Source organism: Brevundimonas sp. NPDC055311 (assembly GCF_053645695.1).
In genome coordinates, this window is sequence record NZ_JBSHMV010000002.1 from 472,097 (window position 1) to 498,779 (window position 26,683).

Consider the following 26,683-nt stretch of genomic DNA (forward strand, 5'->3'; position numbering starts at 1 on the left):
CTCCTCAGAACCCATTCGGCCTCTTTGCATCGGGCCGCAGGCTGATTAGCGTCGCCGGCGTGTCGGCGCCATGGCCGATGGGGGATAGCTGAAAAGAGTTCCTATGCGCGCAGTCCTGTCCAAGGCCCCCGGCGGCCCGGAATCGCTCGTCGTCGAGGAGGTCATGGACCCCACGCCCGGTCCGGGCGAGGTGGTGATCGAGGTCAAGGCAGTGGGCGTCAACTATCCCGACGCCCTGATCATCGCCGACAAATACCAGTTCAAGCCCGAGCGTCCCTTCGCGCCGGGGGCCGAGGTCGCGGGCGTGGTCGACGCCGTCGGCGAGGGGGTGAAGGGCGTGTTCCGGGGCGACCGCGTCGTCGCCGTGCCCGGCTGGGGCGGCATGGTCGAGCGGTTGAAGGTCAAGGCCGACAGCCTGATCCCGATCCCCGACGGTATGGACTATGAGACCGCCGCCGCCTTCATCATGACCTACGGCACCAGCTACTACGCCCTGAAGGACCGGGCGCAGCTGCAGCCGGGCGAGACCCTGCTGGTGCTGGGCGCGGCGGGCGGCGTCGGCGCCGCCGCCGTCGAACTGGGCAAGGCGATGGGCGCGCGCGTGGTTGCCGCCGCCTCGACCAACGACAAGGTTGAGTTCGCTCTGGAGCTGGGCGCAGACAACGGCCTGATCTACCCCTCCGGTCCGATGGACAAGGCGGCTCAGAAGGAACTGTCGGGCGAGTTCAAGCTGTCGACCGGCCGCGACGGGGCGGACGTTGTCTTCGACGGCGTCGGCGGCGACTACGCCGAACCGGCCCTGCGGGCCATGGACTGGAACGGCCGCTATCTGGTGGTCGGCTTCCCGGCGGGGATTCCGTCGCTGCCGCTGAACCTGACCTTGCTGAAGTCGGTGTCGGTGGTCGGCGTCTTCTGGGGCGCGGCCGTCGCCCGCGATCCCAAGGCCCACGCCGCCAACATGGCCGAACTGATGCAGCTCTACGCCGAGGGCAAGATCAAGCCGCGCGTCAGCCGCACCTTCCCTCTGGAACGCGCCCATGAGGCCATCCAGGCCCTCAGCGACCGCACGGCCGTCGGCAAGATCGTGGTGAAGGTGGAGGACTAGGTCTAGCCCTCTTCTTCCCGCAGCCGCTTCAGCGCCTGCGCCGCCTGATCGTGGTGGCGGGGTTTCAGGTGGGCGCCCAGGGTCGCCAGCACCGCCGCGATCACCGCTGCGTCGTCGGTGAAGCCGATGCCGACGAAGACGTCGGGAATGGCGTCCACGGGCATGACGAAATAGGCCAGGGCCCCCAGGATCAGCCCCTTGGCCGCCAGCGGGGTCTTGGGGTCCTGGGCGGCGTACCAGGCGGCGACCGCCTGCTGGGCGAAGGGGATGCGGGCGGCGGTGCGCCGCATCTTGGGCCAGAAGCCCTTGCGCACGCGCATCTCGTTCACCTTCTGCACGGCGGGAACCAGGGCCTTTTCAGGATTGATGGCGTCATCGGGCGACACCCCGTTGGTCTTTGCGGTCATGGCCGCTAAATCCTCGCACGAGCACTCGGTTCAATCGAATATAGGACGACTTTCATGAAACTCGACGCTTCGATCGCAGCGGTGGTGACGGGCGGGGCTTCGGGCCTCGGCGAAGGCACGGCGCGCGCCCTGGCGGCCAAGGGCGTCAAGGTCGCCCTGTTCGACCTGAACGAAGAGCGCGGCGAGGTCATCGCCCAGGAGATCGGCGGCGTCTTCTGCAAGGTGGACGTGACCTCGGACGAGAGCGTCGCCGCCGGCTTCGCCAAGGCCCGCGCCGCCCACGGCCAGGAGCGCCTGACCGTCAACTGCGCCGGCATCGCCACCGGCCAGAAGACCGTCAGCCGCAAGCGCGACACCGGCGAACTGCGCGCCCATGACATGGCGTCCTTCGAACGCACGGTCTCGATCAACCTGTTCGGCACCTTCCGCGTCCTGTCGCAGTCGGCGCTCGGCATGGTAGCGCTGGAGCCGATGGCCGACGGCGAGCGCGGCCTAATCGTCAACACCGCCTCGGTCGCGGCCCAGGACGGCCAGATCGGCCAGGCCGCCTATTCGGCGTCCAAGGGCGGCGTCTACGCCATGACCCTGCCGGTGGCCCGCGACCTGGCCCAGGAAGGGGTGCGGGTGAACACCATCCTGCCCGGCATCATGTGGACGCCGATGATGGCCGGCATGGACCAGAAGGTTCAGGACAGTCTGGCCGCCGCCATCCCCTTCCCCAGCCGCCTCGGCACGCCCGCCGACTACGCCGCCCTGGCCCTGCACCTGGCCGAGAACGTCTACATCAACGGCGAGTGCATCCGCCTGGACGGCGCTATTCGTCTCGCCCCTCGCTGACACGGGGCGCGGCGAGGCCGCTATCGCTCGCCGCGCGGCGGCTCGCTGCTTGAGCGGGTTGGGCGGCAATGTGGCGGCGGCGGTGCTTTGAAGCGGTCTCCGGGGCGCCCTTGCGGGCGTTTCGGGGGCCGTTTTCGTGTGAAGTTTCAGGGCTGTTCGAAAAAAATCGGCGGATTGGCCGAAAAACGAAAAAGGGGCTTGCGCGATCCGAAGTCGGTCCGCTATACGCCCCTTCCTCGACGGGGAGCAGCACATCGCTCCCAACGGAGTGCGGGCGTAGCTCAGGGGTAGAGCATCACCTTGCCAAGGTGAGGGTCGGGCGTTCGAATCGCCTCGCCCGCTCCAGTCGAGTATGAAATCCGGGGCCAGCGGGAAACCGCCGGCCCCGATTTTCTTTCGGCGATCATTGATCTTTCCAGCGCCCTGGTTGACGTTGACATCCTCTGAAAGGGGGCGCCGGTGAATCTTGAGAATATCCCCGTCCATTTGATCAAGCTGGGCGTGGCGGGTTTTGTTCTGAGCGCCATCGGTTTGAGCGCCTGGGGGTTCAGATTGCTTCGCCGCGTGCGCCCAGGTGAAATCCGGGGATCGTCTCAAGTTTTTGGCGTTGGCGTTGTCAGCATAGCCTTCGGTTCTTTCATTCTGTCGTTGGGTGCATTCGGGAGCGACTTGTCCGCGCACGGGCAGTTGGCGTCGTGGCTTGCTCTCGTCGTGTGTTTCGTTGGGTTCGGCGTGCTGCTGGTCGGGACTCAGATAGGGGTGCTGGCCCGCTTCGACGAGTTCGGAGTGTCTGTACGTTGGATCACGGGACGCGTGGAGCGGATGGCATGGTCTGATTTCCGTCGCGTTAGACAGGGCGGCGTCTTTTGGTCTGGCGCCGTATTTGAACGACGGCAGGGAAGATCCTTTCTGCTGTCTAGTGATGCAGGCGGCGCATACGCCTTAATGCTGGCGGCTCAGGCGGCGGGAGTGGCGGGGACGGAGGCCTTCAATCTCACCCCTCCAGATGACGCGATCATTAGCAATCACGGCTGATGGGTGGCTGCCGGCCCGAAGTCTAGAGCGCCTACAGCCCCAGCGCTGCGCGGATGTCCCGCCAGTCGACGTATTTGAAGTTCTGGGTTCCGGTGTCGTTGACGTCGTCCTGGATCACCACCAGGCCCTCGGGGAAGGGGCCGACCGGACCGCCCAGAGCGGCCAGGCCGTCGGTGCCCGTCACCCCGTCGACCGTCCCGTCCACGACCACGAAGCGGCCCTCGTATTGCGGCGTAGCGCCGTCGATGCGCCAGACGGGGAAGGTCGAGTCGCCCTGGCTGGAGGCGATCAGATAGCGCGCCTCCCCGTCGGTCAGCGTCGTCAGCCCCTCGGCGTCGGCGACCAGCACGCCCGGCGCGACCGGCTGGACCAGGGTGCGCGTCCCGCCCGAGGCCGGGTCGAGGCTGTAGCGCCACAGGCCGACGTTCTCCTCATTGACGTACAGGGCGTCGGTCGCCGGATCGGCGGCGCAGCCTTCGGAGATGGAGCCGATCTCGGCGCGGCGGACCAGTTGCGCGGAGGGGCGGCCGTCGGGTCCGGCGGCGACGACGAACTGGCGCAGTTCGCCTTCATGGCCGACCAGTATGGCGTGGACCTCCTCGCCGCGTCGGGCGAGGCAGAAGCCGTAGGGCTCGACCACGTCGGTCGTGATGAAGCCCCAGTAGCGCACCTTGTTGTCGCCGGTCCCGGCCGGGTCGAACAGATAGAGGGCGATGCCCATGCGGCCCGGCGTGCGGTCGCTGGCTCCGATCAGCAGCTGCGGGCGGCCGTCGACGTTCAGGCCCTCGGCCACATCGACGTTGTTCAGCAGCCCCTCGGGCATGAACTGCAGGATCGCCCCGTCGAAGCCGTAGACGTAGAGGCCGGCCTTCTTGTCGGTGCCGACGACGAAGCCGGGGGTCTGGACCCCCTCGACGGTCACGGGGGTTTTGGAGGCCCAGACGGCGGGGTCGTCGGCCGCGTCGTCGCCGACCGTGCCGACCGAGGGCGTCTCCAGCACGGCGCGCACGGGCGCGCCCTGGCCGACGACGCCGTCGCCCTCGCCTTGGAAGTCGACTTCATGTCCGGCGCAGGCGGCCAGCAGCAGGGCGGGGATCAGAAGGCCGGCGAGCATGGCGGGGCGCGAGCGCCGGGGCGGGATGGCGGGCATGGCGGGGCTTTCGGTCCGGGTTGGTCTATCCGCCCGAAACACGCGCGCGAAGGCCCGGTCAACGGCGTCCCTGCGACGCTTTGGCGATGGTTCGACAACGGATGATCCGAACGGGGATCAACTGTCGCGATCCCGTGTTCCGCTCGCAGATTCCTTTTCGTGAAATCGTCGCGGCCGCGTCGCCGGGACGTATTAGCCATCCCGCCGGAACCGGGCCGCCAGAAGCGGCGCCGGCCTTCGGGGATATGGACATGAAGCTCGGACTTCTTCTCAGCGCGGCGAGCCTGCCGCTGGTTTTCGCCGTGGCCGCCCAGGCGGCCGATGTGGCGGTTGACGCGGCTCCGGCCGTCGCGGCCGCTCCGGCGGGCGACGGCCTGATCGGCCGTGTCGTCAACGCCGACGGCTCGCCCCTGCCGGGCGCCGAGATCATCGACCGCGCCAGCGGCCGCCGCGCCGTCAGCAACAGCCAGGGCGAGTTCAACCTGGGCGGCGTTTCGGGTCAGGTGACGCTGGAGGCCCGCTACATCGGCCTGCCGACCGCGACCCAGACCGTCGCCGCCGCGCCGGGCCGCCTGACTTCGGTCACCGTCATGATGGGTTCGGGCGATGCGGTCGCCGTCGCCGACGTCATCGTCAACGGCGTCATCACCGAGGGCGTGGCCCGCTCGCTGAACCAGCAGAAGAACGCCGACGGCGTAATCAACGTCCTGTCGGCCGACGCCATCGGCCGCTACCCCGACCCGAACGTGGCGGAATCCCTGCAGCGCGTGCCGGGCATCGCCATCCAGCGCGACCAGGGCGAGGGCCGCTACATCAACGTGCGCGGCGCGCCGTCGGCCTTCACCGCCGTGTCGGTGGACGGGGTGACGGTTCCGGCCGTCGATCCGGGCACGCGCGCGGTCGACCTGGACACCCTGCCCAGCGACATCGTCTCCAACATCGAGATCTCCAAGACCCTGCTGCCGAGCCAGGACGCCGACTCCATCGCCGGCGCCGTCAACATCAAGACCCGCTCGCCCTTCGACCAGCGCCGCCTGGCCGTCAGCGGCTATGCGGGCGGCAGCTACAACGACTACGGCGGCGAGGACATCCGCGCGGGCGCCACGGCGTCGAACGTCTTCGGCGCAGACCAGACCTTCGGCGGCCTGCTGTCCTACTCCTACTCCAAGACCAACCGCCGTCCCGACAACGTCGAATCCGGCTGGACCAAGATGGAGACGCCGGAAGGCGGCGAGGTCTTCGCCCTCGAGGAAACCCTGTTCAAGGACTACGACACCGAGCGCACGCGCCAGTCGCTCAGCGGCTCGCTGGAGTTCCGCCCCTCGGAGTCCCTGCGGGCCTGGGTCCGCGGCTCGTTCGCCCAGTTCGAGGACGACGAATACCGCAACCAGCTGCTGCTGACCTATGACGAGGAGAATCTTCAGGCCGGCGCGACCGACCGCAAGGCGACCTTCGACGAGGTGACGGTCGAGCGCCAGCTGCGTCACCGCACCCAGAAGAACGAGATCATGACCCTGACGGCGGGAGGGGAGCGTATCTTCAGCAATGGCGCGGTGTGGGACGCCAGCCTGTCCTGGGCCGGCAGCGAGCAGACCTACCCGAACCGCAACGAACTGCTGTTCGAGTTGAACAGCGCTCCGACCGTCAGCTACGACTTCACGGGCAGCCACTACGAGCCGACCTATTCGATCTTCGCCGACGGCGATCACCTGGATCAGTCGGATTATAAGTACGCTCAGACGGACTTCCGCTCCTCCACCACGACCCAGGAGGAATACGCCTTCCAGACCAATTTCGAGCTGCCCTCGATCATCGGCGGCCGCGAGGTGACGTGGAAGTTCGGCGGCAAGTTCCGTTCGCGCGACGTCTCGGCCGACGAAGAACGCAGCCGCATCAAACAGGCGCCCGCCCAGGCCTACGCCGACCTGATGACGGACACGGAGTCGCGCAACTACGGCTATCTGCTGGGGCACAAGTTCAACAACGGTCTGGTCGACGGCTACTTCGGTCAGGTGCGGCCCCAGGCGACGCGGCGCGATGAAGACTCCATCGCTGCCGATTACACGGCTCAGGAAGACATCTTGTCGGCCTACGCCCAAGGCCGCCTGGACATCGGTGCGACCAACATCATCTTCGGCCTGCGCGTCGAGAACACCAAGTTCGAGGGCGAGGCCGCCAGCCTGTTCACCAAGGATGGCGTTGAGTCTCAAGAGGTGGCGCGGGTCGATCGCGATGACACCGAGTTCTTCCCCAACCTGACGATCCGTCACAGCTTCTCGGACAATCTGATCGGCCGCTTCGCCCTGACGCGCTCGATCTCGCGCCCCGAGTTCAGTCAGATCGTTCCGCGCCGTATCGAGCAGACCGAAAGCTCTAAGAAGACGGCCTCGTATGAGATCGGCAATCCGGACCTGCAGCCGACGCTGTCGAACAACGTCGATTTTGGGCTGGAATACTACTTCGCCTCCCTGGGCGTGGTGTCGGCCAACGCCTTCTACAAGGACCTGACCGACTATCGCTACATCCTCAAGTACGAGGACAAGGTGACGATCGACGGGACCGAGTTCGACGCCGAGTTCGAGACCCCGATCAACGCCCCGAACGGCCACCTGATGGGTCTGGAGCTGAACTGGCAACAGAAGTTCAGCTTCCTGCCGGGCTGGGCCTCGGGCTTCGGCGTCTTCGCCAACTACACCTGGACCGACGCCGAGATCGAAACGGCCCAGGCCTACGCCGGCCGCAACAAATTTACGCTGCCGGGCCAGTCGGAGAACAACTACAATCTGGCGCTCTTCTACGAGATGGCCGGCTTCAGCGCCCGCCTCAGCTACACCAAGCGCAGCGACTATCTGGAAGAGATCAACGCCGACGATCCCGACTTCGACCTGTTCGTCGAGGGCCGCGAGCAGCTGGACTTCACCGCCTCCTACGACTTCGGCAACGGGATCGAGGTGTTCGGCGAGGCCAAGAACCTGACCGACTCGGCGGGCGTCAAATACTACGGCTCGCGCGAGCGGACCTATGAGTACGAGAAGTTCGGCTACAACGTCTTCATGGGCGTTCGCTTCAAATACTGACCGGTCCATAGAGGCTGAAAATGGAAGGCCGGGCGGCGACGCCCGGCCTTTTGCTTTCGTCGGCATGGCCCCCGGAGCGATCCGCGCCTATATGGACCGTGGCGGTTGACCCCGCCGGGGTCGGCGCTAGTGTCCGCGCCGCTTCATTTTCAGCGCCTGAACGATCAGAGGACCTCATGGCCGACGCCGCTTCCCAGACCTACGACGTGGTGATCATCGGCGGCGGGCCGGGCGGCTACAACGCCGCCATCCGCGCCGGACAACTGGGGCTGAAGACCGCCCTGGTGGAAAAGCGCGCGACGCTGGGCGGCACCTGCCTGAACGTCGGCTGCATGCCGTCCAAGGCCCTGCTGCACGCCTCGGAGCTGTATGAGGCCGCCAACGTCGAATTCGCCGGCATCGGCATCGAGGTGAAGCCCAAGCTGGACCTGGCCCAGATGCACAAGGCCAAGGACGACAGCGTCGAGGCCCTGACCAAGGGCATCGAGTTCCTGATGAAGAAGAACAAGGTCGACGTGGTGAAGGGCTTCGGCCGCATCGCCGGCGCCGGCAAGGTCGAGGTCGAAGCCGAGGGCGGCGCCAAGACCACGCTGGAAACCAAGAACATCGTCATCGCCACCGGCTCCGAGCCGACCCCGCTGCCGGGCGTCGATTTCGAGGACGGCAAGGTCATCGACAGCACTGGCGCCCTGTTCCTGCCCAAGGTGCCCAAGCATCTGATCGTCATCGGCGCGGGCGTCATCGGCCTCGAGCTCGGCTCGGTCTGGCGTCGTCTGGGCGCCCAGGTCACGGTCGTCGAATTCCTCGACAAGGTCGGCGCGGGCATGGACGGCGAAGTCGCCACCGCCTTCCAGCGCGGCCTGACCAAGCAGGGCATGACCTTCCGCATGGGCACGAAGGTCACGGGCGCCAAGACGTCCAAGGACGGCGTTGAGCTGACCCTCGAACCCGCCAAGGGCGGCGAGGCGGAGACGCTGAAGGGCGACGTGGTTCTGGTCGCCATTGGCCGCCGTCCCTACACCGAAGGTCTGGGGCTGGAGACGGTTGGCGTCACGCCGGATCAGCGCGGCTTCATCGCCAACGACCACTTCAAGACCTCGGCGCCGGGCGTCTGGGTCATCGGCGACGTGACGCACGGCCCGATGCTGGCTCACAAGGCCGAGGAAGACGCCGTGGCCGTGATCGAGCTGATCGCGGGCAAGCCGGGCCACGTCGACTACGACCTGGTGCCGTCGGTCATCTACACCGGCCCGGAAGTGGCCTGGGTCGGCAAGACCGAAGAGGCGCTGAAGGCGGCGGGCGTCAACTACAAGAAGGGCAAGTTCCCCTTCGCCGCCAACAGCCGCGCCAAGATCAACCACGAGACCGAGGGCTTCGTGAAGGTCCTGGCCGACGCCGCAACCGACAAGGTTCTGGGCGTTCACATCTATGGCCCGCAGGCGGGCGAGCTGATCGGCGAGGCCTGCATGACCATGGCCTTCGGCGGCGCTTCGGAAGACGTGGCCCGCACCTGCCACCCGCACCCGACCCGCTCGGAAGCCTTCCGTCAGGCCGCCATGGGCGTCGAAGGCTGGACGATGCAGGCTTAAGAGCCTCACCGTCTTTCAGACTGCGATCAGAACGGCGCGCTCCGCACAGGGCGCGCCGTTTTTCGTTGCTGAAACTTAACTTGCTGGCCTTGGCGGCCGTCTTCAGTTTCACCGCGAAACGATGGGAGCAAGGGTGAAGCGATGCGTTTGGCGATTGGAATGGCGGCGGCGGCCTGGGCGGTGATCGGTTCTGTCGCCTCGGCGCAGGACTATCGACCCACGTTTCACCCTGACCAGTTGAAAGGCCCTCCGGCAGGCGCGTTCAATGAGGTTCTGGTGCTGGGCTCGCCGCACCTGTCCGACCTGCCCGACAGCTTCCGCGCCGAACAGCTTCAGCCTCTGCTGACGCGGCTGGAGGCTTGGCGGCCGACCGCCATCGCCGTCGAAAACCTGTCCGGCCTGCAGTGCGACTTCATGCGGCGCTATCCGTCGCGTTATGCGGAATCGGTCGAGGCCTTCTGCTATGACCCGTCCGCCGCCGGCCGGGCGCTGGGTATGGATGTGCCGGCGGCCAATGCCGAGGTCGAGCGTTTGCTGGAGGCCTGGCCCAAGGCGCCGACGGCGGCCGATCGGCGACGTCTGGCGGCTCTCTTCCTCGCAGCGGGAGAGCCGGGTTCCGCCTCGGTGCAATGGCTGCGTCTGCCCGCTGCTGAGCGGGTGGCGGGCGACAGCCTGACGGCGGAAATGGCGGCGGCCCTGGACCGCCGGATGACCCGAAAGAACGAGGTCGACCTGGTCGCGGCCGTACTGGCGGCGCGGCTGGGGCATGAGCGCCTGTGGGCGGTTGATGATCACACGGCGGACTCCGCGACCCCGCTTGACGAGGAAGAGGCGCAGGCCAAGGCGATCATGGCGGCGTGGGACAATCCCTATGTCCAGGCGCGCAAGGACGCAGACCAGCGGCTGTATGCCGACCTGGAGCACCCGAATGGCGTGCTGAACATCTATCGCGACTACAACACGCCGGACACGCAGATGGTCGTCTATCGCTCGGATTTCGGCGCGACCCATGTAGAGCCGTCGCCCGAGGCGTTCGGGCGCCGCTATCTCGGCTATTGGGAGACCCGCAACCTGCGCATGGTCGCCAATATGCGCGATGTGCTGGGGCGCTATCCGGGCACGCGGATGCTGACCATCGTCGGCGCCTCGCACAAGGGCTACTACGAAGCCTATCTGAATCAGATGCACGACGTGCGGCTGGTCAGCTCGGATGAGGTGCTGCGCTAGTTTCCGTCCCTCGCCCGCGACTTTGGTCGACGGGCCTCGCAATCGGCCGCGCCTGCGCCCATGTCAGCGGCGAAAGCTTCATGAGGCAGGGGAGAACAGCATGGACCTTCAACTCACCGGTAAGCGCGCCCTGATCTGCGGCGGCTCCAGCGGTCTCGGCCGCGCGGTGGCGACGGCTCTTGTGGCCGAGGGCGCGCATGTGGCTCTCCTGTCGCGCGATGCGGTCAAGCTGCAGGCCGTGGCCGATGACCTGAACGCCATGGGGCCGGGCCGGGCGGTCATCGCCCCGGCCGACCTGGCCGATCACGAGGCCCTGCTGAAGGCGGTGGACATCGCCGAGGCGGGTCTGGGCGGGCCGATCCAGATCCTGCTGAACAACACGGGCGGGCCGCCGCCCTCGGGCGTGGCGGGGCTGGACCCGGCGCTGTGGCGCGAGCAGTTCGAGGCCATGGTACTGTCGGTCTTCCGCCTGACCGACCGGGTCATGCCGGGAATGCGGTCGATGGGCTGGGGGCGGGTGCTGAACGTCGCCTCGACCAGCGTGATCGAGCCGATCGGGACGCTGGGCGTGTCCAACACCCTGCGCGCCTCGGTGGCGGCATGGGCCAAGACGCTGTCGGGCGAGGTCGCGGCCAACGGGGTGACGGTCAACACCCTGCTGCCGGGCCGCATTGACACGCCGCGCATCGAACGGCTGGACGCCGCCCGCGCCGCCGCCACGGGCGTCGAACCTTCGGAGGCCCGTGCGGAATCGGTCAAGACGATCCCGGCCGGTCGCATCGGCGCGACAGAGGAATTCGGCGCCGTGGCCGCCTTCCTGGCCAGTCCGCTGGCGGGCTATGTCACCGGCTCGCTGATCCGGGTGGACGGCGGAGCGGTCAGGGCGATCTGAGGCCGGGAACGGCGGCGGGCCGCCGCACCAGGCCGCCCAGGGTCACGGCCCCGCGCCCATAATCCAGCGTCACCTGGCTGAACCGGGTCAGGATGTCCGCGCCCAGCAACAGGGCGGGGCGTTCGATCAGGTTCAGGATGCGAAAGGCGTGCAGATCGCCGAACAGCAGGGGCGTCGGCCCCAGATCGCGCCGCGCCAGCCTTAGATCAGCCAGTTCGCCGGACCGCACCAACAGGGATTGGCCGATCACGCCATAGACGCGCAGCAAGGGGCGCTCGACCCGGCCCAGTCGCGAATCCAGCGCCCGCATCAGCGCGCGATTGCCGATCGAATACTGGGCGCCGCTGTCGATGAAGGCGACGGCCGGAACGCCGTCGGCGGCGACCTGGGTCAGGATCAACTGGCTGAAGCGCCCCGAGCGGACATCGGTGATGTCCTGGCCCACGCGGCTGGCCCGCCCGCCGAAGGACAGGCCGCGCCGCACGACGTCCGCGCCCGAGGCCGCCAGCATGACGCGCCGCCGCCGCAGGTCCAGCGTCAGGCGAAAGCGCGACAGCACGTCCAGCCCCAGAAGGCCGTCGGCGCCCAGCAGCCCAGAGGGAAAGACCGGCAGGACCAGGTCGGCGAAACGCCGCCCGGAAAAGGCCAGATGCGGCAGGCGCACGGTCGGCGTCATCTGGGCGGCGGTGATGCCGTGCACCAGGACGGGCGGGCCGGGGGAAAGGTCCAGCGCTTGCGCCAGCCGGTCCGAGACCGCGCTGCGTTCCGCGCCCGTGTCGATGACGAACAGCGCCTTGCGCCCGTCCAGATCGACCTCGACCCCGATGCGCGTCAGAAGGTTCGTCAGCAGACGCGCCTCGGCGTCGGGCGGAGGCGCCGGACCCGCCGCTTCCTGCGCCCAGGCCGGGCCTGCTAGAAGAAACCCTGTCTGGGCCAGCAGGCTCAAGGCCATGCGACGGCTGGGGGCGAGGTAATCGGTCTCAGGAACGAGAATCGGCCTGCGCACGCGCGTGAACTCCCGTTCCGCGATCGATCCCCAAGGAGGAAACTGGCGCCTTTTCGCTGCGCTGAACAGTCCGCCTTCAGACGGTCACCCGCGCGGGTGGGCCTGGGCGTAGGCTGCCAGCAGGCGGGCGGCGTCGACCTGGGTGTATTTCTGCGTCGTCGACAGGCTGGCGTGGCCCAGCAGTTCCTGAATCGAGCGCAGGTCGGCGCCGGCGCCCAGCAGGTGGGTGGCGAAACTGTGCCTCAGCGCGTGGGGCGTGGCCGAGGCGGGCAGGCCGAGGCGCCCGCGCAGCCGCTGCACCGTCGCCTGCACATGGCGGGCGCTCAGGGGACCGCCGCGCCGCGCCCGGAACAGGGCCTGATCGGCGTCGATGACGAAGGGCTGCAGCGCCAGATAGGCGTCCGTCGCCTCGCGCACCTGCGGCAGGACGGGGACCATGCGCGTCTTGTCGCCCTTGCCGGTGATGCGAAGGCTGTCGGGCAGGGGCGCGTCCGACCGCTTCAGCGACAGAGCCTCCGAAATCCGCAGGCCGCAACCGTATAGCAGGGTCAGGACGGCGCGGTCGCGTGCGGCCTCCCACGGCTCCATGTCGGGATCGGCTTCGGGTTCATGCAGCAGGCCCTTGGCCTGATCCTCGCTGACGGGGCGGGGCAGGGAGGCCTTGACCTTGGGGCCGCGCACGAGCGCCAGTTGCGGCGTCGCCACGCCCAGACGCCGGTCGAGGAAGGCGTGAAAGCCCCGGATGGCGGCTAAGGTCTGACTGAGCGAGCGGGCGTTGAGCGGGCGATCCCCGCTGCGGCGCTCGGCCAGATGGGCGCGCGCCTCGGCCGCCGTGACGGACCCCAGGTCCGCCGCGCTCTGCGGCTCGCCGCGATGGCGCTCCAGAAAGGCCAGATACAGCCGCCCGATGTGGCCATAGGCCTCCAGCGTGCGCGGCGACAGGCGGCGCTCATGGGCCAGATGCTCCAGCCAGGCGGCCAGTGCGTCCTGCGCGCTCAGGCTTCCAGCGGCCATCGCTCGGCCATGCGTTCGACCACGCGGGCGACGAAGGCCACCAGTTCGCAGCCCATGGCGGGGGTGAAGCCGTCGTCCTCGCCCGAGCCGAAGGCGCACAGGGCGGCGCGGGGCGCAGCCTCGCCCGGCGCGCGCAACGTCATCCGCACCAGGGCGACCGAGGCGACCTCGCCCTCGGACGGGCCGAACAGGCTGAGGCCGGTGAAGTTGGGGCCGAGCCAGTGCAGGCCGTCCTCGCCCAGCAGGGCGTCGACGCGGCCCGGCTCCAGCGCTTTCCAGCCGAAGGGGACGGCGCCCGGCTTCTCGATCGCCACGGCGGCGCCCGCCAGACCGAAACGGCCTTGCGCCACGGCGTCCAGCTGCCGCGCCAGTTCGGCGTGGGTGCGGGCTTCCATCAGGTCCAGGGCGGCGACGTGGGTCTGGGTCTGGGCGGCGAAGTTGGCGCGGGCGATCTCTTCGATCAGCTTGCGCGCCCCGGCCTCGCGCTGGGCGACGGCCTCCAGCCGCGCCAGGGCGGCGCGGCCGAAGTCGACGACGTTGCGGCCGGTGGCGGCCAGGCCCAGCTCTTCCAGCAGGGCGCGATCATCCAGCAGGTGTTCGGCGTGATCGCCCAGCCAGGCGCGCACTTCGGGCCAGTGCAGGCCTGGCGCCGCCGGGTCGGTGGAGAGGTCCAGGGAAGTGCTCAAGCGGACCTCTCATCGGGTCTAAATTACAGAATCGACTGACCGGTCTTGCCCCAGTCCGCCAGAAACGCATCCAACCCCTTGTCGGTTAACGGGTGCTTGACCAAGGCCTTGAAAACGTCGGCCGGAATGGTCGAGGCGTCGGCGCCGGCCAGGGCGGCGGCGGTCACATGGTCCGCATTGCGCACCGAGGCGGCCAGGATTTCCGTGCCGAAGTCGTGGATGTCGTAAAGGGTGCGGATGTCTTCCAGCAGGCCCACGCCGTCGGCGCCGACATCGTCCAGACGACCGACGAAGGGCGAGATGAAGGTCGCGCCCGCCTTGGCCGCCAGCATGGCCTGGGCCGCCGAGAAGCACAGGGTGACATTGGTCTTGATCCCCTTGTCGGCGAAGGCGCGGGTGGCGCGCAGGCCGTCCCACGTCAGCGGCAGCTTGACCACGACGTTGGGGGCGATGGAGGCCAGTTTGTCGCCCTCCTTGACCATGGTCTCGAAATCGGTGGCCACGGCCTCGGCCGAGATCGGCCCCTCGACCAGGGCGCAGATTTCGGCGATGACCTCGGCGATGTTGCGACCCGACTTGGCGATCAGGCTAGGATTGGTGGTGACGCCGTCCACCATTCCGGTGGGCAGCAGGTCCTTGATGACGGCGACGTCGGCGGTGTCGAGGAAGAGTTTCATGAGACCAGTTTTAGCGCCGAGTTGTGACGGAAGCGACCGTCTTTCGCGGACAGGGATATTTCAGACTCCGTGACCAAAAAAACAGAGTCCAATTCGTCTGAATCGTCTGAAATCGCTTCGCCGGGCGTGGCGAAGGGCGGCGATCATGGCAGGGCGCGACGTCGGTATCGGACGTCGGCGTTGCGGGCGTGCGAGGGCGCACGGTGAAGGTCGCCTCCGTCCTCATCCCCCTGCCCGTGCCGGAAGCCTTCGACTATGCGGTTCCCGAGGCGCTGGCGGTCGCGCGCGGCGATCAGGTCGCCGTGCCGCTGGGGCCGCGCCTGATCCGGGGCGTGGTGGCCGAGGTGTTCGAGACGACCGGCTCCAATCGCAAGCTCAAGGCGGTCGAGCAGGTGCTGGACGATCCGCGCCTGCCGGAACGGACGCTGGACTTCGTCGAATGGGCGGCGCGCTGGACGCTGAGCCCGCCGGGCGAGATGGCGGCGACGGCGCTGAAGGGCCTGCGCGCGCCCCGGCCCCGGCCCGAGCGGCGGGTGAAGCGCGTCGAGGGGCGCAGTCCCGCTCGCCCGACCGCGGCGCGCACGGCGGTGCTGGAGGCGCTGGGCGCGCGGGCCATGTCCGGCCCCGATCTGGCGCGGGCGGCGGGCGTCTCGTCCGGCGTGGTCAAGGGACTGGTCGACGAAGGCGTGCTGGAGGCGTTCGAGGTCGAGGCTGTCGCCGCCTTCGATGCGCCCGATCCCGACCATGCGCCTGCGACGCTGAACCCCGATCAGGCGGCGTCTGCGGCCGCGATCGCGCAGGCCGTGGCGGCGGGCGGCTTCGCGCCCTTCCTGCTGGACGGGGTGACGGGCTCGGGCAAGACCGAGGCTTATCTGGAGGCGGCGGCGCGGGCGCTGCGGGCCGATCCGACGGCGCAGGTGCTGATCCTGCTGCCCGAGATCGCCCTGACCCAGGCGGTGATCGAGCGCATCACCGCCCGCTTCGGCGTCGCTCCGGCCGAATGGCATTCCGGCGTCGCCCCGCCGCGCCGTCGACAGGCGTGGGAGGCGGTGGTCGCCGGGCGCTGCAACATCGTGGTCGGCGCGCGCTCGGCCCTGTTCCTGCCCTACGCCAACCTGCGCCTGATCGTGGTGGACGAGGAGCACGACGGCTCGTTCAAGCAGGAGGAGGGGCTGGTCTATCACGGCCGCGACCTGGCCGTGGCGCGGGCGCGGATCGAGAGGGCGGCGGTGGTGCTGGCTTCGGCCACCCCGTCGCTGGAGACGCTGTGGAACGCCCATCAGGGGCGGTATCGCTGGCTGAAGCTGGCGGCGCGACATGGGGCGGCGGTCCTGCCCGAGATCGGCCTGATCGATTTGCGCGAATGTCCGCCCGACCCGCAGACCTGGCTGTCGCAGCCCTTGCGCGAAGCCATCGGCGAGACCCTGGCGCGGGGCGAACAGAGCCTGCTGTTTCTCAACCGCCGCGGTTATGCCCCGGTGGTGCTGTGTCGCGTCTGCGGGCACCGGCTGACGGCGCCGGATACGGATTCCTGGCTGGTCGAGCATCGCTACACCGGGCGGCTGGTCTGTCACCTGACCGGCTTCTCCATGCCCAAGCCAAAGGCCTGCCCGTCATGCGGGGCCGAGGACTCCCTGGTCCCGGTCGGGCCGGGGGTCGAGCGGGTCGAGGAGGAGGTGCGCCAGCTCTTCCCTCAGGCGCGCACCGCCGTCTTCAGCTCCGACACCGTGCCGGACGGCAAGTCGGCCCGCGCCCTCATACAATCCATGGCCGACGGCGAGATCGACATCCTGGTCGCCACCCAGGCTGCGGCGAAAGGCCACAACTTCCCGCGTCTGACCCTGGTCGGAGTGGTCGATGCGGACTTAGGGCTTCGCGGCGGAGACCTGCGCGCGGCCGAGCGCACCTATCAGCTGCTGGCCCAGGCCACGGGCCGGGCGGGGCGGGCGGACAAGCCGGGCCGCGCCCTGCTGCAGACCTGGACGCCCGAGCATCCGGTGCTTCAGGCCCTGGCGGCGGGCGACCGCGACGCCTTCGTCGAGGCCGAGATGGCCGAGCGCGAGGCCGCCTCCCTGCCGCCGCACGGTCGTCTGGCGGCGCTGATCCTGTCCAGCGAGAACGCCATGGCGGTCGAGAAGGTCGCCCGCGATCTGGCCGAGGCCATCCCCAACGCCGAACGGCTGGAGGTCTACGGCCCCGCCGACGCGCCCCTGGCGCTGGTGCGCGGGCGGCGGCGCAAGCGGCTGCTTGTGCGGGCCGATCGAGATGTGAACCTGCAGGCCTTCCTGCGCGCCTGGCTGGCGCGGGTGAAGGTTCCTGCCTCGGTGCGGCTGACCGTGGACGTGGATCCCTATAGTTTCTTGTAGGGCGCTATCGCTCGCCGCGCGGCGGCTCGCTGCTTGAGCGCAGACCGTCCCTTCCGCTCACCCCGGCGGACGCCGGGGCCCAGTGAGAGCTGCGCGCGTCTGGGGCCAAAGGACTGGATCCCGGCGTCCGCCGGGATGAACGGGAAGAAGGGGCCTACCTCGGCCCGGTCAGCCGGATTTCGAACAGGCTGGGCCAGTTCTTGCCGGTGACGAACAGGCGGCGGTTCTGCGCGTCCCAGGCGATGCCGTTCAGCACGTCGTCAACCGGGTCCTTCACCTGATCCCTGGGCAGTAGGCCGCTGAGGTCGATGACGCCGACCACCCGGCCGGACTCAGGGTCGATGCGGAGGATGTAGTCGGTCTGCCAGACATTGGCCCAGACCTCGCCGTCGATCCATTCCAGCTCATTCAACTGACGCACCGGGCGGCCGTTCAGGGTGACGGAGACGCGGCCGGTCTCGGCCTGGGTGTCGGGGTCGAGAAAGCGCAGGGCCGCCGATCCGTCGGACAGGATCAGGCGCGTGCCGTCGTGCGTCAGTCCCCAGCCTTCGCCTGTGTAGCTGAAGCGGGAGACGGGCTTCAGGTCGTCCGCGCTCCAGATGAAGCCGACGCCGTTGATCCAGGACAGGGAGAAGACGCGGCCGTCCTTCTCGGTCAGGCCCTCGCCGAAATATTGAGAATCGAGCTCGCGCTTCTGCAGCACGACGCCGTCCTCCAGCCGCACGCGGCGCACGCTGGAAGGATCGCGGCCGGTGCTCTCGATCAGCACGCCGTCGCGGATGACCAGCCCTTGGGTGAAGGCGGTCGGGTCGTGGGGGAAGGTCCGCACCACCTCATAGCCGTAGACCGGAACCCGGGCGGGCGCGGGCTGAGCGGAGGGGGAAGCGGGGGCCGGTCCCGGCGTCTGCGCCGCCGCCGACGCGGGAAGCGCCAGCAGAAGCACCGCCAGGGCCGGCCCGATACGCACGTCTAGACGCCGGGCTCGGCGGTTTCGGCCTTGTTGAGGGCGGCCTTGGCGGCTTCCTCGGCCTGGTTCTTTCTGATCTGGGCGTTGCGCGACCACATGTTCAGGCCCTCGACCAAGGCCGAGAAGGCCATGGCGGCGTAGATATAGCCCTTGGGCACGTGGACGCCGAAGCCGTCGGCGATCAGCACGGCGCCGATCATCAGCAGGAAGCCCAGGGCCAGCATGACCACGGTCGGGTTCTTGTCGATGAAGTTCGCCAGCGGGTCGGCGGCCAGCAGCATGACGGTCACGGCGATGATGACGGCGACCATCATGATCGGCACGTGATCGGTCATGCCCACGGCGGTCAGGATGGAGTCGACCGAGAACACCAGGTCCAGCAGGATGATCTGGACGATGGCGGCGCCGACGTTGTTGATGACGACGTCCTTCTTGTCCTTCTCCAGCATGTCGTTCGACGGGGTGACGTCGACGGCGTGGTGGATTTCCTTGGTGGCCTTCCAGACCAGGAAGAGGCCGCCGGCGATCAGGATCAGGTCGCGCCAGGAGAAGGCGGTGTCGAAGGTCTCGCCGTGGAAGCCCAGGTCGAACACCGGCGTGGTCAGGCCGACGATCCAGCCGATGGTGGCCAGCAGGCCCAGGCGCATGATCAGGGCCAGGCCGATGCCGATGCGGCGCGTGCGCTGGCGGTGTTCGGGCGGCAGCTTGTTCGACAGGATCGAGATGAAGATCAGGTTGTCGATCCCCAGCACCACCTCCATGACGACCAGGGTCACGAGGGCCGCCCAGGCGGCGGGATCGGTCAGCAGCGGGGTTATGCTTTCAAGCATCGGGGTTCCTGATGGAGGTTAGGATTTTTCGGTAACGGGAGCGTGAGCGCGCATCAAGCGCCCAGCCGCGTCGTCATCGTCGCAGGCTCTTCTGATCGCTCCAGCTTGGCCGGTCCATCTTAGACCAAAGAGAGCGCGGGTGCGGCGTTATCGTTCCGCGCCCCTTGGTTGCGGGTTTCCGCCTTGCATGGTATCAGCCGCGCGGCTTTAGCGAAGGGCGTATCGAAAGATGCGTCCCCAGCGTGCTTTCTACAAGCATTTCAGGCCCTTGGCTGGCGCGGGCGACTGCGGCCGGTCTTGATCCAAACGCTTCAGACGCGGACCAAATATAAGTGGCGGACGAATTCAGGACGACGGAAGTCGGCGGACGGTATGCACAGGCGCTGTTCGACCTGGCGGATGAGACGGGGGCGCTGGACGCCGTGCGCGCCGATCTGGCTTCGCTCAAGGCGGCCTGGATCGACAGCGCCGACCTGCGCCGTCTGGCGACCTCGCCGCTGATCTCTTCGGACGATCAGGCCAAGGGTCTGGCGGCCATCGCCGACAAGGCCAAGTTCAAGGCGACGACGCGCAACTTCCTCGGGTTGCTGGGCCAGAACGGCCGCGCGGCCGACCTGCCGGGCGTGATCGCTGCCTTCGAGGCGCTGTACGCCAGGAAGACGGGCGTCGTGGCCGCCGAGGTGGTCTCGGCCGTGGCCCTGAGCGCCGCCCAGACCAAGAAGATCCAGGCCGAGCTGCGCGCCGCCCTGGGCCGCGACCCCGAGCTGACCGCCCGCGTCGATCCGTCGATCCTGGGCGGCCTCAAGGTCAAGGTGGGCTCGAAGCTGTTCGACGCCTCGCTGAAGACCAAGCTCGACCAGATGACCTTTGCGCTGAAGCGCGCCTAAGCCCCGAATTTCAGATCAAGCCGGGCCGACGGGCCCGCACCGAAGACGAAAGCCGAAAGAGCCCATCATGGATATCCGCGCCGCCGAAATCTCGGCCATCCTCAAGTCGCAGATCGCCAACTTCGGCGTGGAAGCCGACGTCTCGGACGTCGGCCAGGTGCTGTCGGTCGGCGACGGCATCGCGCGCATCCACGGCCTCGACAACGTTCAGGCCGGTGAAATGGTCGAGTTCACCAAGGCCGGCGTGAAGGGCATGGCCCTGAACCTGGAACGCGACAACGTCGGCGCCGTGATCTTCGGCGCGGACGCCGCCATCGCCGAGGGCGACGACGTGCGCCGCCTGGGCGAGATCGTGGACGTGCCGGTCGGCAAGGGCCTGCTGGGCCGCGTCGTCAACCCGCTGGGCGAGCCGATCGACGGCAAGGGCCCGATCCAGTTCACCGAGCGTCGCCGCGTCGACGTGAAGGCCCCCGGCATCATCCCGCGCAAGTCGGTGCACGAGCCGATGCAGACGGGCATGAAGGCCATCGACACCCTGATCCCGGTCGGCCGCGGCCAGCGCGAGCTGATCATCGGCGACCGTCAGGTCGGCAAGACCGCCGTCGCCATCGACACCATCCTGAACCAGAAGACGGTCAACAAGTCGGACGACGAGTCGGCCAAGCTCTACTGCATCTACGTCGCCATCGGTCAGAAGCGCTCGACCGTGGCCCAGATCGTCAAGACCCTCGAAGAGTCGGGCGCGCTGGAATACACCATCGTCGTCGCCGCCACGGCGTCGGAGCCGGCCCCGCTGCAGTTCCTGGCCCCGTTCGCCGGCACCGCCATGGGCGAGTATTTCCGCGACAACGGCATGCACGGCCTGATCATCTATGACGACCTGTCCAAGCAGGCCGTGGCCTACCGCCAGATGTCGCTGCTGCTGCGCCGTCCGCCGGGCCGTGAAGCCTATCCGGGCGACGTCTTCTACCTGCACTCCCGTCTGCTGGAGCGTTCGGCCAAGCTGAACGAGGATTACGGCTCGGGCTCGCTGACCGCCCTGCCGATCATCGAGACCCAGGCCAACGACGTGTCGGCCTACATCCCGACCAACGTGATCTCGATCACCGACGGCCAGATCTTCCTGGAATCGGACCTGTTCTATCAGGGCATCCGTCCGGCCGTGAACGTCGGCATCTCGGTGTCGCGCGTCGGCTCCTCGGCCCAGATCAAGGCGATGAAACAGGTCGCCGGTTCGATCAAGGGCGAGCTGGCCCAGTATCGTGAAATGGCCGCCTTCGCGAAGTTCGGCTCGGACCTGGACGTCTCGACCCAGCGCCTGCTGGCGCGCGGCGCCCGCCTGACCGAGCTGCTGAAGCAGCCGCAGTACTCGCCGCTGGCGGTCGAAGAGCAGGTCGTGTCGATCTACGCCGGCACGCGCGGCTACCTGGACGCCATCGCCGTTTCGGACGTCGGCCGCTTCGAGAGCGAACTGCTGGCCCGCATCCACGCCAACCACGCCTCGCTGCTGGACGGCATCCGCACCAAGAAGGCCCTGACGCCCGAGCTGGAAGCCGAGCTGAAGGACATCCTGGCGGCCTTCGCCAAGACCTTCGCCTGATCGTTCGGCCCTGTAGTCAAAGGAAGAGCAGAGCCGGATGGCTAGCCTCAAGGAAATGCGCGATCGGATCGGAAGCGTCAAAGCGACGCAGAAGATCACGAAAGCCATGCAGATGGTCGCGGCGGCCAAGCTGAAGCGCGCCCAGGAGCAGGCGGAGAACGCCCGCCCCTATGCGACGCGGATGGCCTCGGTCATCGCCAACCTGGCGGCCGGCGTCGGCGACGACGGCCCGCGCCTGATGACCGGAACCGGCGCCGACCAGAAGCACCTGGTCGTCGTCGCCACGGCCGACAAGGGTCTGGCGGGCGGGTTCTCGACCAACGTCATCCGCGCCGCGCGGGACCACATCAACAGCCTGATCGCCAACGGCAAGACGGTCGAGATCGTCGCCGTCGGCCGCAAGTCGCGCGACCAGCTGACCCGCCTGTTCGGCGACAAGGTCGTCAGGACCTTCGAGCTGAGCGAGCACAAGACGGTGGGCCTACACGCGGCCCAGCCGATCGCCGAACTGCTGGCCGAGAAGTTCGAGGCGGACGAGGCCGACAAGGTCACCCTCTTCTACAGCCAGTTCAAGTCGGTGATCTCCCAGGTCCCGTCGTCGCGTCAGCTGGCCCCGGACGAAGTCGACGCCGACGCCTCGTCGGACGCCGGCGCGCTCTATGAGTACGAGCCGTCGGAAGAGGACATCCTCGAGACCCTGCTGCCGCGCAACCTGACGACGCAGATCCTGGCCGCTCTGCTGGAGAACCAGGCCGGCTTCTTCGGCGCCCAGATGGCCGCGATGGACAACGCCACGCGCAACGCGGGCGATCTCATCAGCGCCCTGACGCTGCAGTACAACCGTTCCCGCCAGGCTCAGATCACCACCGAGCTGATCGAGATCATCGCCGGCGCTGAAGCGCTCTGATCCCGACACAGCTGACATTCGACACGGACAAGCACCGATGACCGACACCACCGCCCCGAAGAAACCCGCCGCCAAAAAGCCGGCCGCTCCCAAGAAGGCCGCCGCTCCGAAGGCCGCCGCCGCCGTCACGGCCCAGGGCAAGATCGCCCAGGTCATCGGCGCCGTCGTCGACGTTGAGTTCGACGGCCATCTGCCGGGCATCCTGAACGCTCTGGAAACCCAGAACGTCGACCAGAAAACGGGCGAGCCCTTCACCCTGGTCCTGGAAGTCGCCCAGCACCTGGGTGAGAACATGGTCCGCACCATCGCCATGGACACGACCGAAGGTCTGACGCGCGGCCAGGCCGTCGTCGACACCGGCAAGTCGATCATGGCGCCGGTCGGCCCCGGCACCCTCGGCCGCATCATGAACGTCGTCGGCCAGCCGATCGACGAAGCCGGTCCGATCAAGACCACCGAGTTCCGACCGATCCACCGCGAGGCGCCTTCGTTCGAAGAGCAGTCGACCTCGTCGGAAATCCTGGTCACGGGCATCAAGGTCATCGACCTGATCTGCCCCTACACCAAGGGCGGCAAGACCGGCCTGTTCGGCGGCGCCGGCGTCGGCAAGACCGTGACCATGCAGGAACTGATCAACAACATCGCCAAGGCTTACGGCGGTTATTCGGTTCTGGCCGGCGTGGGCGAACGCACCCGCGAAGGCAACGACCTGTATCACGAGATGATCGAGTCGAACGTGAACGTCGCCGGCGGCGGCGAAGGCTCCAAGTGCGCCCTGGTCTACGGCCAGATGAACGAGCCCCCCGGCGCCCGCGCCCGCGTGGCCCTGACCGGCCTGGCCCAGGCCGAATACTTCCGCGATGAAGAGGGCAAGGACGTCCTGCTGTTCATCGACAACATCTTCCGCTTCACGCAAGCCGGTTCGGAAATGTCGGCTCTGCTGGGCCGCATCCCCTCGGCCGTGGGCTATCAGCCGACGCTGGCCACCGAGATGGGCAACCTGCAGGAGCGCATCACCTCGACCAAGAAGGGCTCGATCACCTCGATCCAGGCCATCTACGTCCCGGCCGACGACTTGACCGACCCGGCGCCCGCCGCCTCGTTCGCCCACCTGGACGCGACGACGGTTCTGAACCGCGACATCGCCGCCCAGGCCATCTTCCCGGCCGTGGACCCGCTGGACTCCACCTCGCGGATCATGGACCCGCTGGTGATCGGCGAGGAGCACTACACCGTCGCCCGTCGCGTTCAGGAAATCCTGCAGCAGTACAAGGCGCTGAAGGACATCATCGCCATCCTGGGCATGGACGAGCTGTCGGAAGACGACAAGCTGGTCGTGTCGCGCGCCCGCAAGATCCAGCGCTTCCTGTCGCAGCCCTTCTTCGTGGCCGAACAGTTCACCGGCTCGCCGGGCAAGTTCGTCGAGCTGGCCGACACCATCCGCTCGTTCAAGGCCATCTGCGACGGCGAATACGACCACCTGCCGGAAGCCGCCTTCTACATGGTCGGCGCCATCGAAGAGGCCGTCGAAAAGGCCGCCAAGATGGCTGCGGAAGCCTAAGCCATGGCCGGTAAGCTGAACTTCTCCCTCGTCGCCCCGGAACGCGAAGTCTTCGCCGGTTCGGTCGATCAGGTCGATGCGCCGGGCGTCGAGGGCGACTTCGGCGTCCTGCCGGGCCACGCGCCCTTCATGACCACCCTGCGCGAAGGCGTGGTGACGGTCTATGACGGCGCCCAGCGCCGCCGCTTCGAGGTCAAGGGCGGCTTCGCCGACGTCAACGGCGAAGGCCTGACCATCCTGGCCGAAGAGGCTTCGGAGCTGACCGCGAACTGAGGTTCGCACGGCTGAAACGATTGAAGGCCCCTCGCTTGCGGCGAGGGGCCTTTTTCGTGCGTCTTATGATGCGCAGCCTTCCTTTACTCCGCCATCACTCCCTGCTCCGCCGTCATCGTCGGGCTTGACCCGAGGATCCAGTGCGGGACGCGCTCCACCTGGCCAGGTTTCGCACACGGACGGCTGGATCCTCGGGTCAAGCCCGAGGATGACGGGAGAGGCATCAGAAGGGCGATGGCGGGCGCCTAGAGAGGCGTCAGAGCGTCAGGCGGCCCATTCCCCAAACGCCCGCACCACCTGCTCATAGACCGGGCGCTTGAACGGCACGATCAGGCCGGGCGCCTCTTCCAGTCGCCCCCAGCGCCAGGCGTCGAATTCGGGCTCGCCGTGGCCGTTCAGGTCGATCTCATCCTCCCCGCCGGTGAGGCGAAAGGCGAACCACTGCTGGCGTTGCCCCTTCAGCCCCTTCCAACTCTTCGGGCTCGGCAGGCCTGCGGGAAAGTCATAGGGAATCCACTCGGTCGTGCGGCCCAGAAGGGCGATGGAGCGCACGCCCGTCTCTTCATGCAGTTCGCGGCGGGCGGCGGCTTCCAGGTCTTCGCCGTCGTCGACGCCGCCTTGCGGGAACTGCCAGTTCCACGGCTCGGGCGTGTCGGCGCGGCGGCCGAACCAGACCTGGCCGGCCGGGTTGAACAGGACGACCCCGACGTTGGGGCGATAGAGGGACAGATCGATGGTCATGTCCTTCGCATACGCCGCCGTCTCGACGCGGGCTAGGCGTCAACGTCCGGGAAAGGCCGCCCGGCTAGGGTGGCGTCATGGACAGACGTCAACTGATCGCCCTGGCTCTGAACGGCGCGGCTCTCGGCGGCCTCGCGGCGGCCGGCGCCGCTCATGCCTCTGCGGAGAAGAGCGGGGGCGGCAAGGGCGGCTATCTGTCCATGCCGACCGCTACGGCCACGGTTCTGCGCCGCGACGGGCGACGCGGCGTGTTGACGGTCGAGACGGGTCTCGACATCGCCGACGGCGCCTTGATGGAGCGGGCGCGCCTGTCCCAGCCGCGTCTCAGCGCCGCCTACAATGAGATCGCCCGCATCGCCGCCGAGCGGCTGCTGCCGGACGCGCCGCCGAACGTCGAATGGCTGGCGGTCGCCCTGCAACACGCCACCGACGCCATTCTGGGCAGGCCGGGGGCGAAACTTCTGCTCGGCACGGTGATGGCGGCCTGAGGCGGTAACCGCTGACGTTCCTACATATCCGCCCCCCCACACACATGCCGTCATCCTCGGGCTTGACCCGAGGATCCAGCGCAGGGCGCGCTCGACCTCGCCTATGTCGTGCAGGCGGATGACTGGATCCTCGGGTCAAGCCCGAGGATGACGGCGTGGGGAAGGCAGCGGGAAGAAGAGCAGGAGGAGCGGGAGAGGCAGGAGCGGCGGGCGAGGGGGCGTCGCGACGCCCGCGCCTCAGTCCTGCGTCGGATCGGGGCGGCTCGTGTCGCCGTAGGTCATGGCCAGGAAGACGTCTTCCAGATCCGGGTCCTCGGTGGCGATGTCCTTGATGGTCACGCCCGCCGCGCGGACGGCGGCCAGCACCTGCTCGACGCTGGATTCGCCCGTGCGATAGGTGACGACGAAGGCGCCGTTGGCGCGCGGGGCGACGATGAAGCCGTTCAGGGCGGGCAGGGTCTCGGGCGCCGTCTCGGGCGTCACCACCACATTGCGGGTGTCCAGCCGCTTCAAGAGCTGTTCGGTCGGCTCGCAGGCCACGACCTCGCCGCGGTTGATGATGGCGATGGTGTCGCACAGCTCCTGCGCCTCTTCGAGGTAGTGGGTGGTCAGGATCACCGTCACCCCCTCCTCGTTGATCTTGCGGACATAGTCCCACAGCTGGCGGCGCAGCTCGACGTCCACGCCCGCCGTCGGCTCGTCCAGGATCAGCACCGGCGGATTGTGCACCAGGGCCTTGGCCACCATCAGGCGCCGCTTCATGCCGCCGGACAGGGCGCGGACATAGGCGTTGGCCTTGTCGGACAGGCCGAGCGCCGCCAGCAGCTCGTCCGAGCGGCGCTCATTGGCGGGCACGCCATAGAAGCCGGCCTGCACCTCCAGCGCCTCGCGCGGGGTGAAGAAGACGTCGGCGACGATCTCCTGCGGCACCACGCCCAGGGCCGAGCGGGCGTCGCGCGCCTCATGGTCGATGTCGCGGTCCCAGATGCGGACCGTGCCCTCGGACTTGTTCACCACCCCGGCGATGATGTTGATCAGGGTCGACTTTCCCGCGCCGTTCGGCCCCAGAAGGCCGAACATGGAGCCGCGCGGCACCGTCAGGTCGACCCCGCGCAGGGCCGTCTTCGGCGGCGACTTGCGCGAGCCCTTGTAGGTCTTCTTCAGCCCCCTGACCTCGATGGCGTTGACGGGCAGGCGAGGCGTTTGTGTCATGGCGCGGACTTCAACTCAGGCAGGTGTCGGGGAGGCGGGGCCGGACGGCATAGGTAGGGGGCCGAGGGCCGTTCGCCAAGCGTCTCAGGGCGCCGAACTGGACAAGTCTGCGAGACGATATGTCAAAGTCGCTTGACGACCGTATCGGT

Annotated in this window: 24 protein-coding genes and 1 tRNA gene; 15 read left to right on the forward strand and 10 right to left on the reverse strand. The window is 68.1% G+C overall.

The window, feature by feature from the left end; genetic code table 11:
* Positions 1–103 precede the first annotated feature (103 nt).
* Positions 104–1,105: an NADPH:quinone oxidoreductase family protein gene (locus ACWIDZ_RS08070; protein WP_453987988.1), complete on the forward strand. Its 1,002-nt coding sequence runs from the start codon at positions 104–106 to the stop codon at positions 1,103–1,105.
* A 2-nt stretch (positions 1,106–1,107) separates the two neighbouring features.
* Here ACWIDZ_RS08070 and ACWIDZ_RS08075 read toward each other — a convergent pair whose 3' ends face one another.
* A complete protein-coding gene (locus ACWIDZ_RS08075) occupies positions 1,108–1,512 on the reverse strand; it encodes a YkvA family protein (protein WP_453987986.1) in 405 nt (134 codons plus the stop codon).
* Positions 1,513–1,566: 54 nt separating this feature from the next.
* On the opposite strand from ACWIDZ_RS08075, the gene ACWIDZ_RS08080 reads away from it, so the two are divergent.
* The 3 genes from ACWIDZ_RS08080 to ACWIDZ_RS08090 all read left to right on the forward strand — a co-directional run bounded on the left by ACWIDZ_RS08080 (position 1,567) and on the right by ACWIDZ_RS08090 (position 3,384).
* The gene (locus tag ACWIDZ_RS08080; protein ID WP_346485096.1) at positions 1,567–2,349 is read left to right on the forward strand and encodes an SDR family NAD(P)-dependent oxidoreductase; all 783 of its coding nucleotides are present in this window, start codon (positions 1,567–1,569) and stop codon (positions 2,347–2,349) included.
* Between the two features lie 270 nt (positions 2,350–2,619).
* Positions 2,620–2,694, forward strand: a tRNA-Gly gene (locus tag ACWIDZ_RS08085).
* Between the two features lie 114 nt (positions 2,695–2,808).
* Positions 2,809–3,384, forward strand: a complete 576-nt coding sequence (locus ACWIDZ_RS08090; RefSeq protein WP_453987984.1) for a hypothetical protein — start codon at positions 2,809–2,811, stop codon at positions 3,382–3,384.
* Between the two features lie 31 nt (positions 3,385–3,415).
* Here ACWIDZ_RS08090 and ACWIDZ_RS08095 read toward each other — a convergent pair whose 3' ends face one another.
* Complete coding sequence (locus ACWIDZ_RS08095; RefSeq protein ID WP_453987982.1) at positions 3,416–4,534, reverse strand: phytase; 1,119 nt, start codon at positions 4,532–4,534, stop codon at positions 3,416–3,418.
* Positions 4,535–4,785: 251 nt separating this feature from the next.
* On the opposite strand from ACWIDZ_RS08095, the gene ACWIDZ_RS08100 reads away from it, so the two are divergent.
* The 4 genes from ACWIDZ_RS08100 to ACWIDZ_RS08115 all read left to right on the forward strand — a co-directional run bounded on the left by ACWIDZ_RS08100 (position 4,786) and on the right by ACWIDZ_RS08115 (position 11,319).
* Positions 4,786–7,611: a TonB-dependent receptor gene (locus ACWIDZ_RS08100; protein ID WP_453987980.1), complete on the forward strand. Its 2,826-nt coding sequence runs from the start codon at positions 4,786–4,788 to the stop codon at positions 7,609–7,611.
* 176 nt (positions 7,612–7,787) lie between these two features.
* On the forward strand, positions 7,788–9,200 hold the full coding sequence (lpdA, locus tag ACWIDZ_RS08105; protein WP_453987978.1) for a dihydrolipoyl dehydrogenase: 1,413 nt from the start codon (positions 7,788–7,790) through the stop codon (positions 9,198–9,200).
* Positions 9,201–9,341: 141 nt separating this feature from the next.
* Positions 9,342–10,427 carry a DUF5694 domain-containing protein gene (locus ACWIDZ_RS08110; RefSeq protein WP_453987976.1) on the forward strand — a complete coding sequence of 362 codons (1,086 nt, stop codon included), beginning with the start codon at positions 9,342–9,344 and terminating at the stop codon, positions 10,425–10,427.
* A gap of 100 nt (positions 10,428–10,527) precedes the next feature.
* Positions 10,528–11,319 carry an SDR family oxidoreductase gene (locus tag ACWIDZ_RS08115; protein ID WP_453987974.1) on the forward strand — a complete coding sequence of 264 codons (792 nt, stop codon included), beginning with the start codon at positions 10,528–10,530 and terminating at the stop codon, positions 11,317–11,319.
* Here the strand turns inward: ACWIDZ_RS08115 and ACWIDZ_RS08120 are convergent.
* From ACWIDZ_RS08120 to fsa, 4 genes are all read right to left on the reverse strand, one after another.
* The gene (locus ACWIDZ_RS08120) at positions 11,306–12,325 is read right to left on the reverse strand and encodes a pepsin/retropepsin-like aspartic protease family protein (RefSeq protein ID WP_346485088.1); all 1,020 of its coding nucleotides are present in this window, start codon (positions 12,323–12,325) and stop codon (positions 11,306–11,308) included. The genes ACWIDZ_RS08115 and ACWIDZ_RS08120 overlap by 14 nt on opposite strands.
* Before the next feature lie 84 nt (positions 12,326–12,409).
* Positions 12,410–13,339, reverse strand: a complete 930-nt coding sequence (locus tag ACWIDZ_RS08125) for a tyrosine recombinase XerC (RefSeq protein WP_453987972.1) — start codon at positions 13,337–13,339, stop codon at positions 12,410–12,412.
* On the reverse strand, positions 13,321–14,025 hold the full coding sequence (locus ACWIDZ_RS08130) for a DUF484 family protein (protein WP_452112291.1): 705 nt from the start codon (positions 14,023–14,025) through the stop codon (positions 13,321–13,323). The genes ACWIDZ_RS08125 and ACWIDZ_RS08130 overlap by 19 nt, the downstream gene beginning before the upstream one ends.
* A 23-nt stretch (positions 14,026–14,048) precedes the next feature.
* The gene (gene fsa / locus ACWIDZ_RS08135; RefSeq protein WP_119412556.1) at positions 14,049–14,702 is read right to left on the reverse strand and encodes a fructose-6-phosphate aldolase; all 654 of its coding nucleotides are present in this window, start codon (positions 14,700–14,702) and stop codon (positions 14,049–14,051) included.
* Positions 14,703–14,905: 203 nt separating this feature from the next.
* Here fsa and ACWIDZ_RS08140 point away from each other — a divergent pair, with 203 nt between their 5' ends.
* Positions 14,906–17,068, forward strand: coding sequence for a primosomal protein N' (locus ACWIDZ_RS08140; RefSeq protein ID WP_453987969.1), 2,163 nt, complete (start codon positions 14,906–14,908; stop codon positions 17,066–17,068).
* A 154-nt stretch (positions 17,069–17,222) separates the two neighbouring features.
* On the opposite strand, the gene ACWIDZ_RS08145 is transcribed toward ACWIDZ_RS08140, so the two are convergent.
* Positions 17,223–18,035, reverse strand: a complete 813-nt coding sequence (locus tag ACWIDZ_RS08145) for a glutaminyl-peptide cyclotransferase (RefSeq protein WP_453987967.1) — start codon at positions 18,033–18,035, stop codon at positions 17,223–17,225.
* A 2-nt stretch (positions 18,036–18,037) separates the two neighbouring features.
* Entirely contained in the window at positions 18,038–18,865 is an 828-nt protein-coding gene (locus ACWIDZ_RS08150) for a TerC family protein (RefSeq protein WP_291782620.1), read from the reverse strand.
* Between the two features lie 332 nt (positions 18,866–19,197).
* Between ACWIDZ_RS08150 and ACWIDZ_RS08155 the strand changes: the two genes are divergently transcribed.
* The 5 genes from ACWIDZ_RS08155 to ACWIDZ_RS08175 all read left to right on the forward strand — a co-directional run bounded on the left by ACWIDZ_RS08155 (position 19,198) and on the right by ACWIDZ_RS08175 (position 24,093).
* Positions 19,198–19,752: a F0F1 ATP synthase subunit delta gene (locus tag ACWIDZ_RS08155; protein ID WP_453987965.1), complete on the forward strand. Its 555-nt coding sequence runs from the start codon at positions 19,198–19,200 to the stop codon at positions 19,750–19,752.
* Positions 19,753–19,819: 67 nt separating this feature from the next.
* The gene (gene atpA, locus ACWIDZ_RS08160; protein WP_291782628.1) at positions 19,820–21,352 is read left to right on the forward strand and encodes a F0F1 ATP synthase subunit alpha; all 1,533 of its coding nucleotides are present in this window, start codon (positions 19,820–19,822) and stop codon (positions 21,350–21,352) included.
* A 37-nt stretch (positions 21,353–21,389) separates the two neighbouring features.
* The gene (locus ACWIDZ_RS08165) at positions 21,390–22,259 is read left to right on the forward strand and encodes a F0F1 ATP synthase subunit gamma (RefSeq protein ID WP_453987963.1); all 870 of its coding nucleotides are present in this window, start codon (positions 21,390–21,392) and stop codon (positions 22,257–22,259) included.
* A gap of 37 nt (positions 22,260–22,296) precedes the next feature.
* Positions 22,297–23,820 (forward strand): F0F1 ATP synthase subunit beta, encoded by a 1,524-nt coding sequence (gene atpD / locus ACWIDZ_RS08170; RefSeq protein WP_453987961.1) that lies wholly within the window; start codon positions 22,297–22,299, stop codon positions 23,818–23,820.
* 3 nt (positions 23,821–23,823) lie between these two features.
* Positions 23,824–24,093, forward strand: coding sequence for an ATP synthase F1 subunit epsilon (locus tag ACWIDZ_RS08175; protein ID WP_003167474.1), 270 nt, complete (start codon positions 23,824–23,826; stop codon positions 24,091–24,093).
* A gap of 264 nt (positions 24,094–24,357) precedes the next feature.
* Here the strand turns inward: ACWIDZ_RS08175 and ACWIDZ_RS08180 are convergent, their stop codons facing one another.
* Positions 24,358–24,834, reverse strand: coding sequence for an RNA pyrophosphohydrolase (locus ACWIDZ_RS08180; protein WP_453987960.1), 477 nt, complete (start codon positions 24,832–24,834; stop codon positions 24,358–24,360).
* A gap of 77 nt (positions 24,835–24,911) precedes the next feature.
* On the opposite strand from ACWIDZ_RS08180, the gene ACWIDZ_RS08185 reads away from it, so the two are divergent.
* Positions 24,912–25,322: a Tat pathway signal protein gene (locus ACWIDZ_RS08185; protein ID WP_312219564.1), complete on the forward strand. Its 411-nt coding sequence runs from the start codon at positions 24,912–24,914 to the stop codon at positions 25,320–25,322.
* Positions 25,323–25,559: 237 nt separating this feature from the next.
* Here ACWIDZ_RS08185 and ACWIDZ_RS08190 read toward each other — a convergent pair whose 3' ends face one another.
* Positions 25,560–26,534, reverse strand: a complete 975-nt coding sequence (locus ACWIDZ_RS08190) for an ABC transporter ATP-binding protein (protein ID WP_312219563.1) — start codon at positions 26,532–26,534, stop codon at positions 25,560–25,562.
* Between the last annotated feature and the right edge of the window lie 149 nt (positions 26,535–26,683).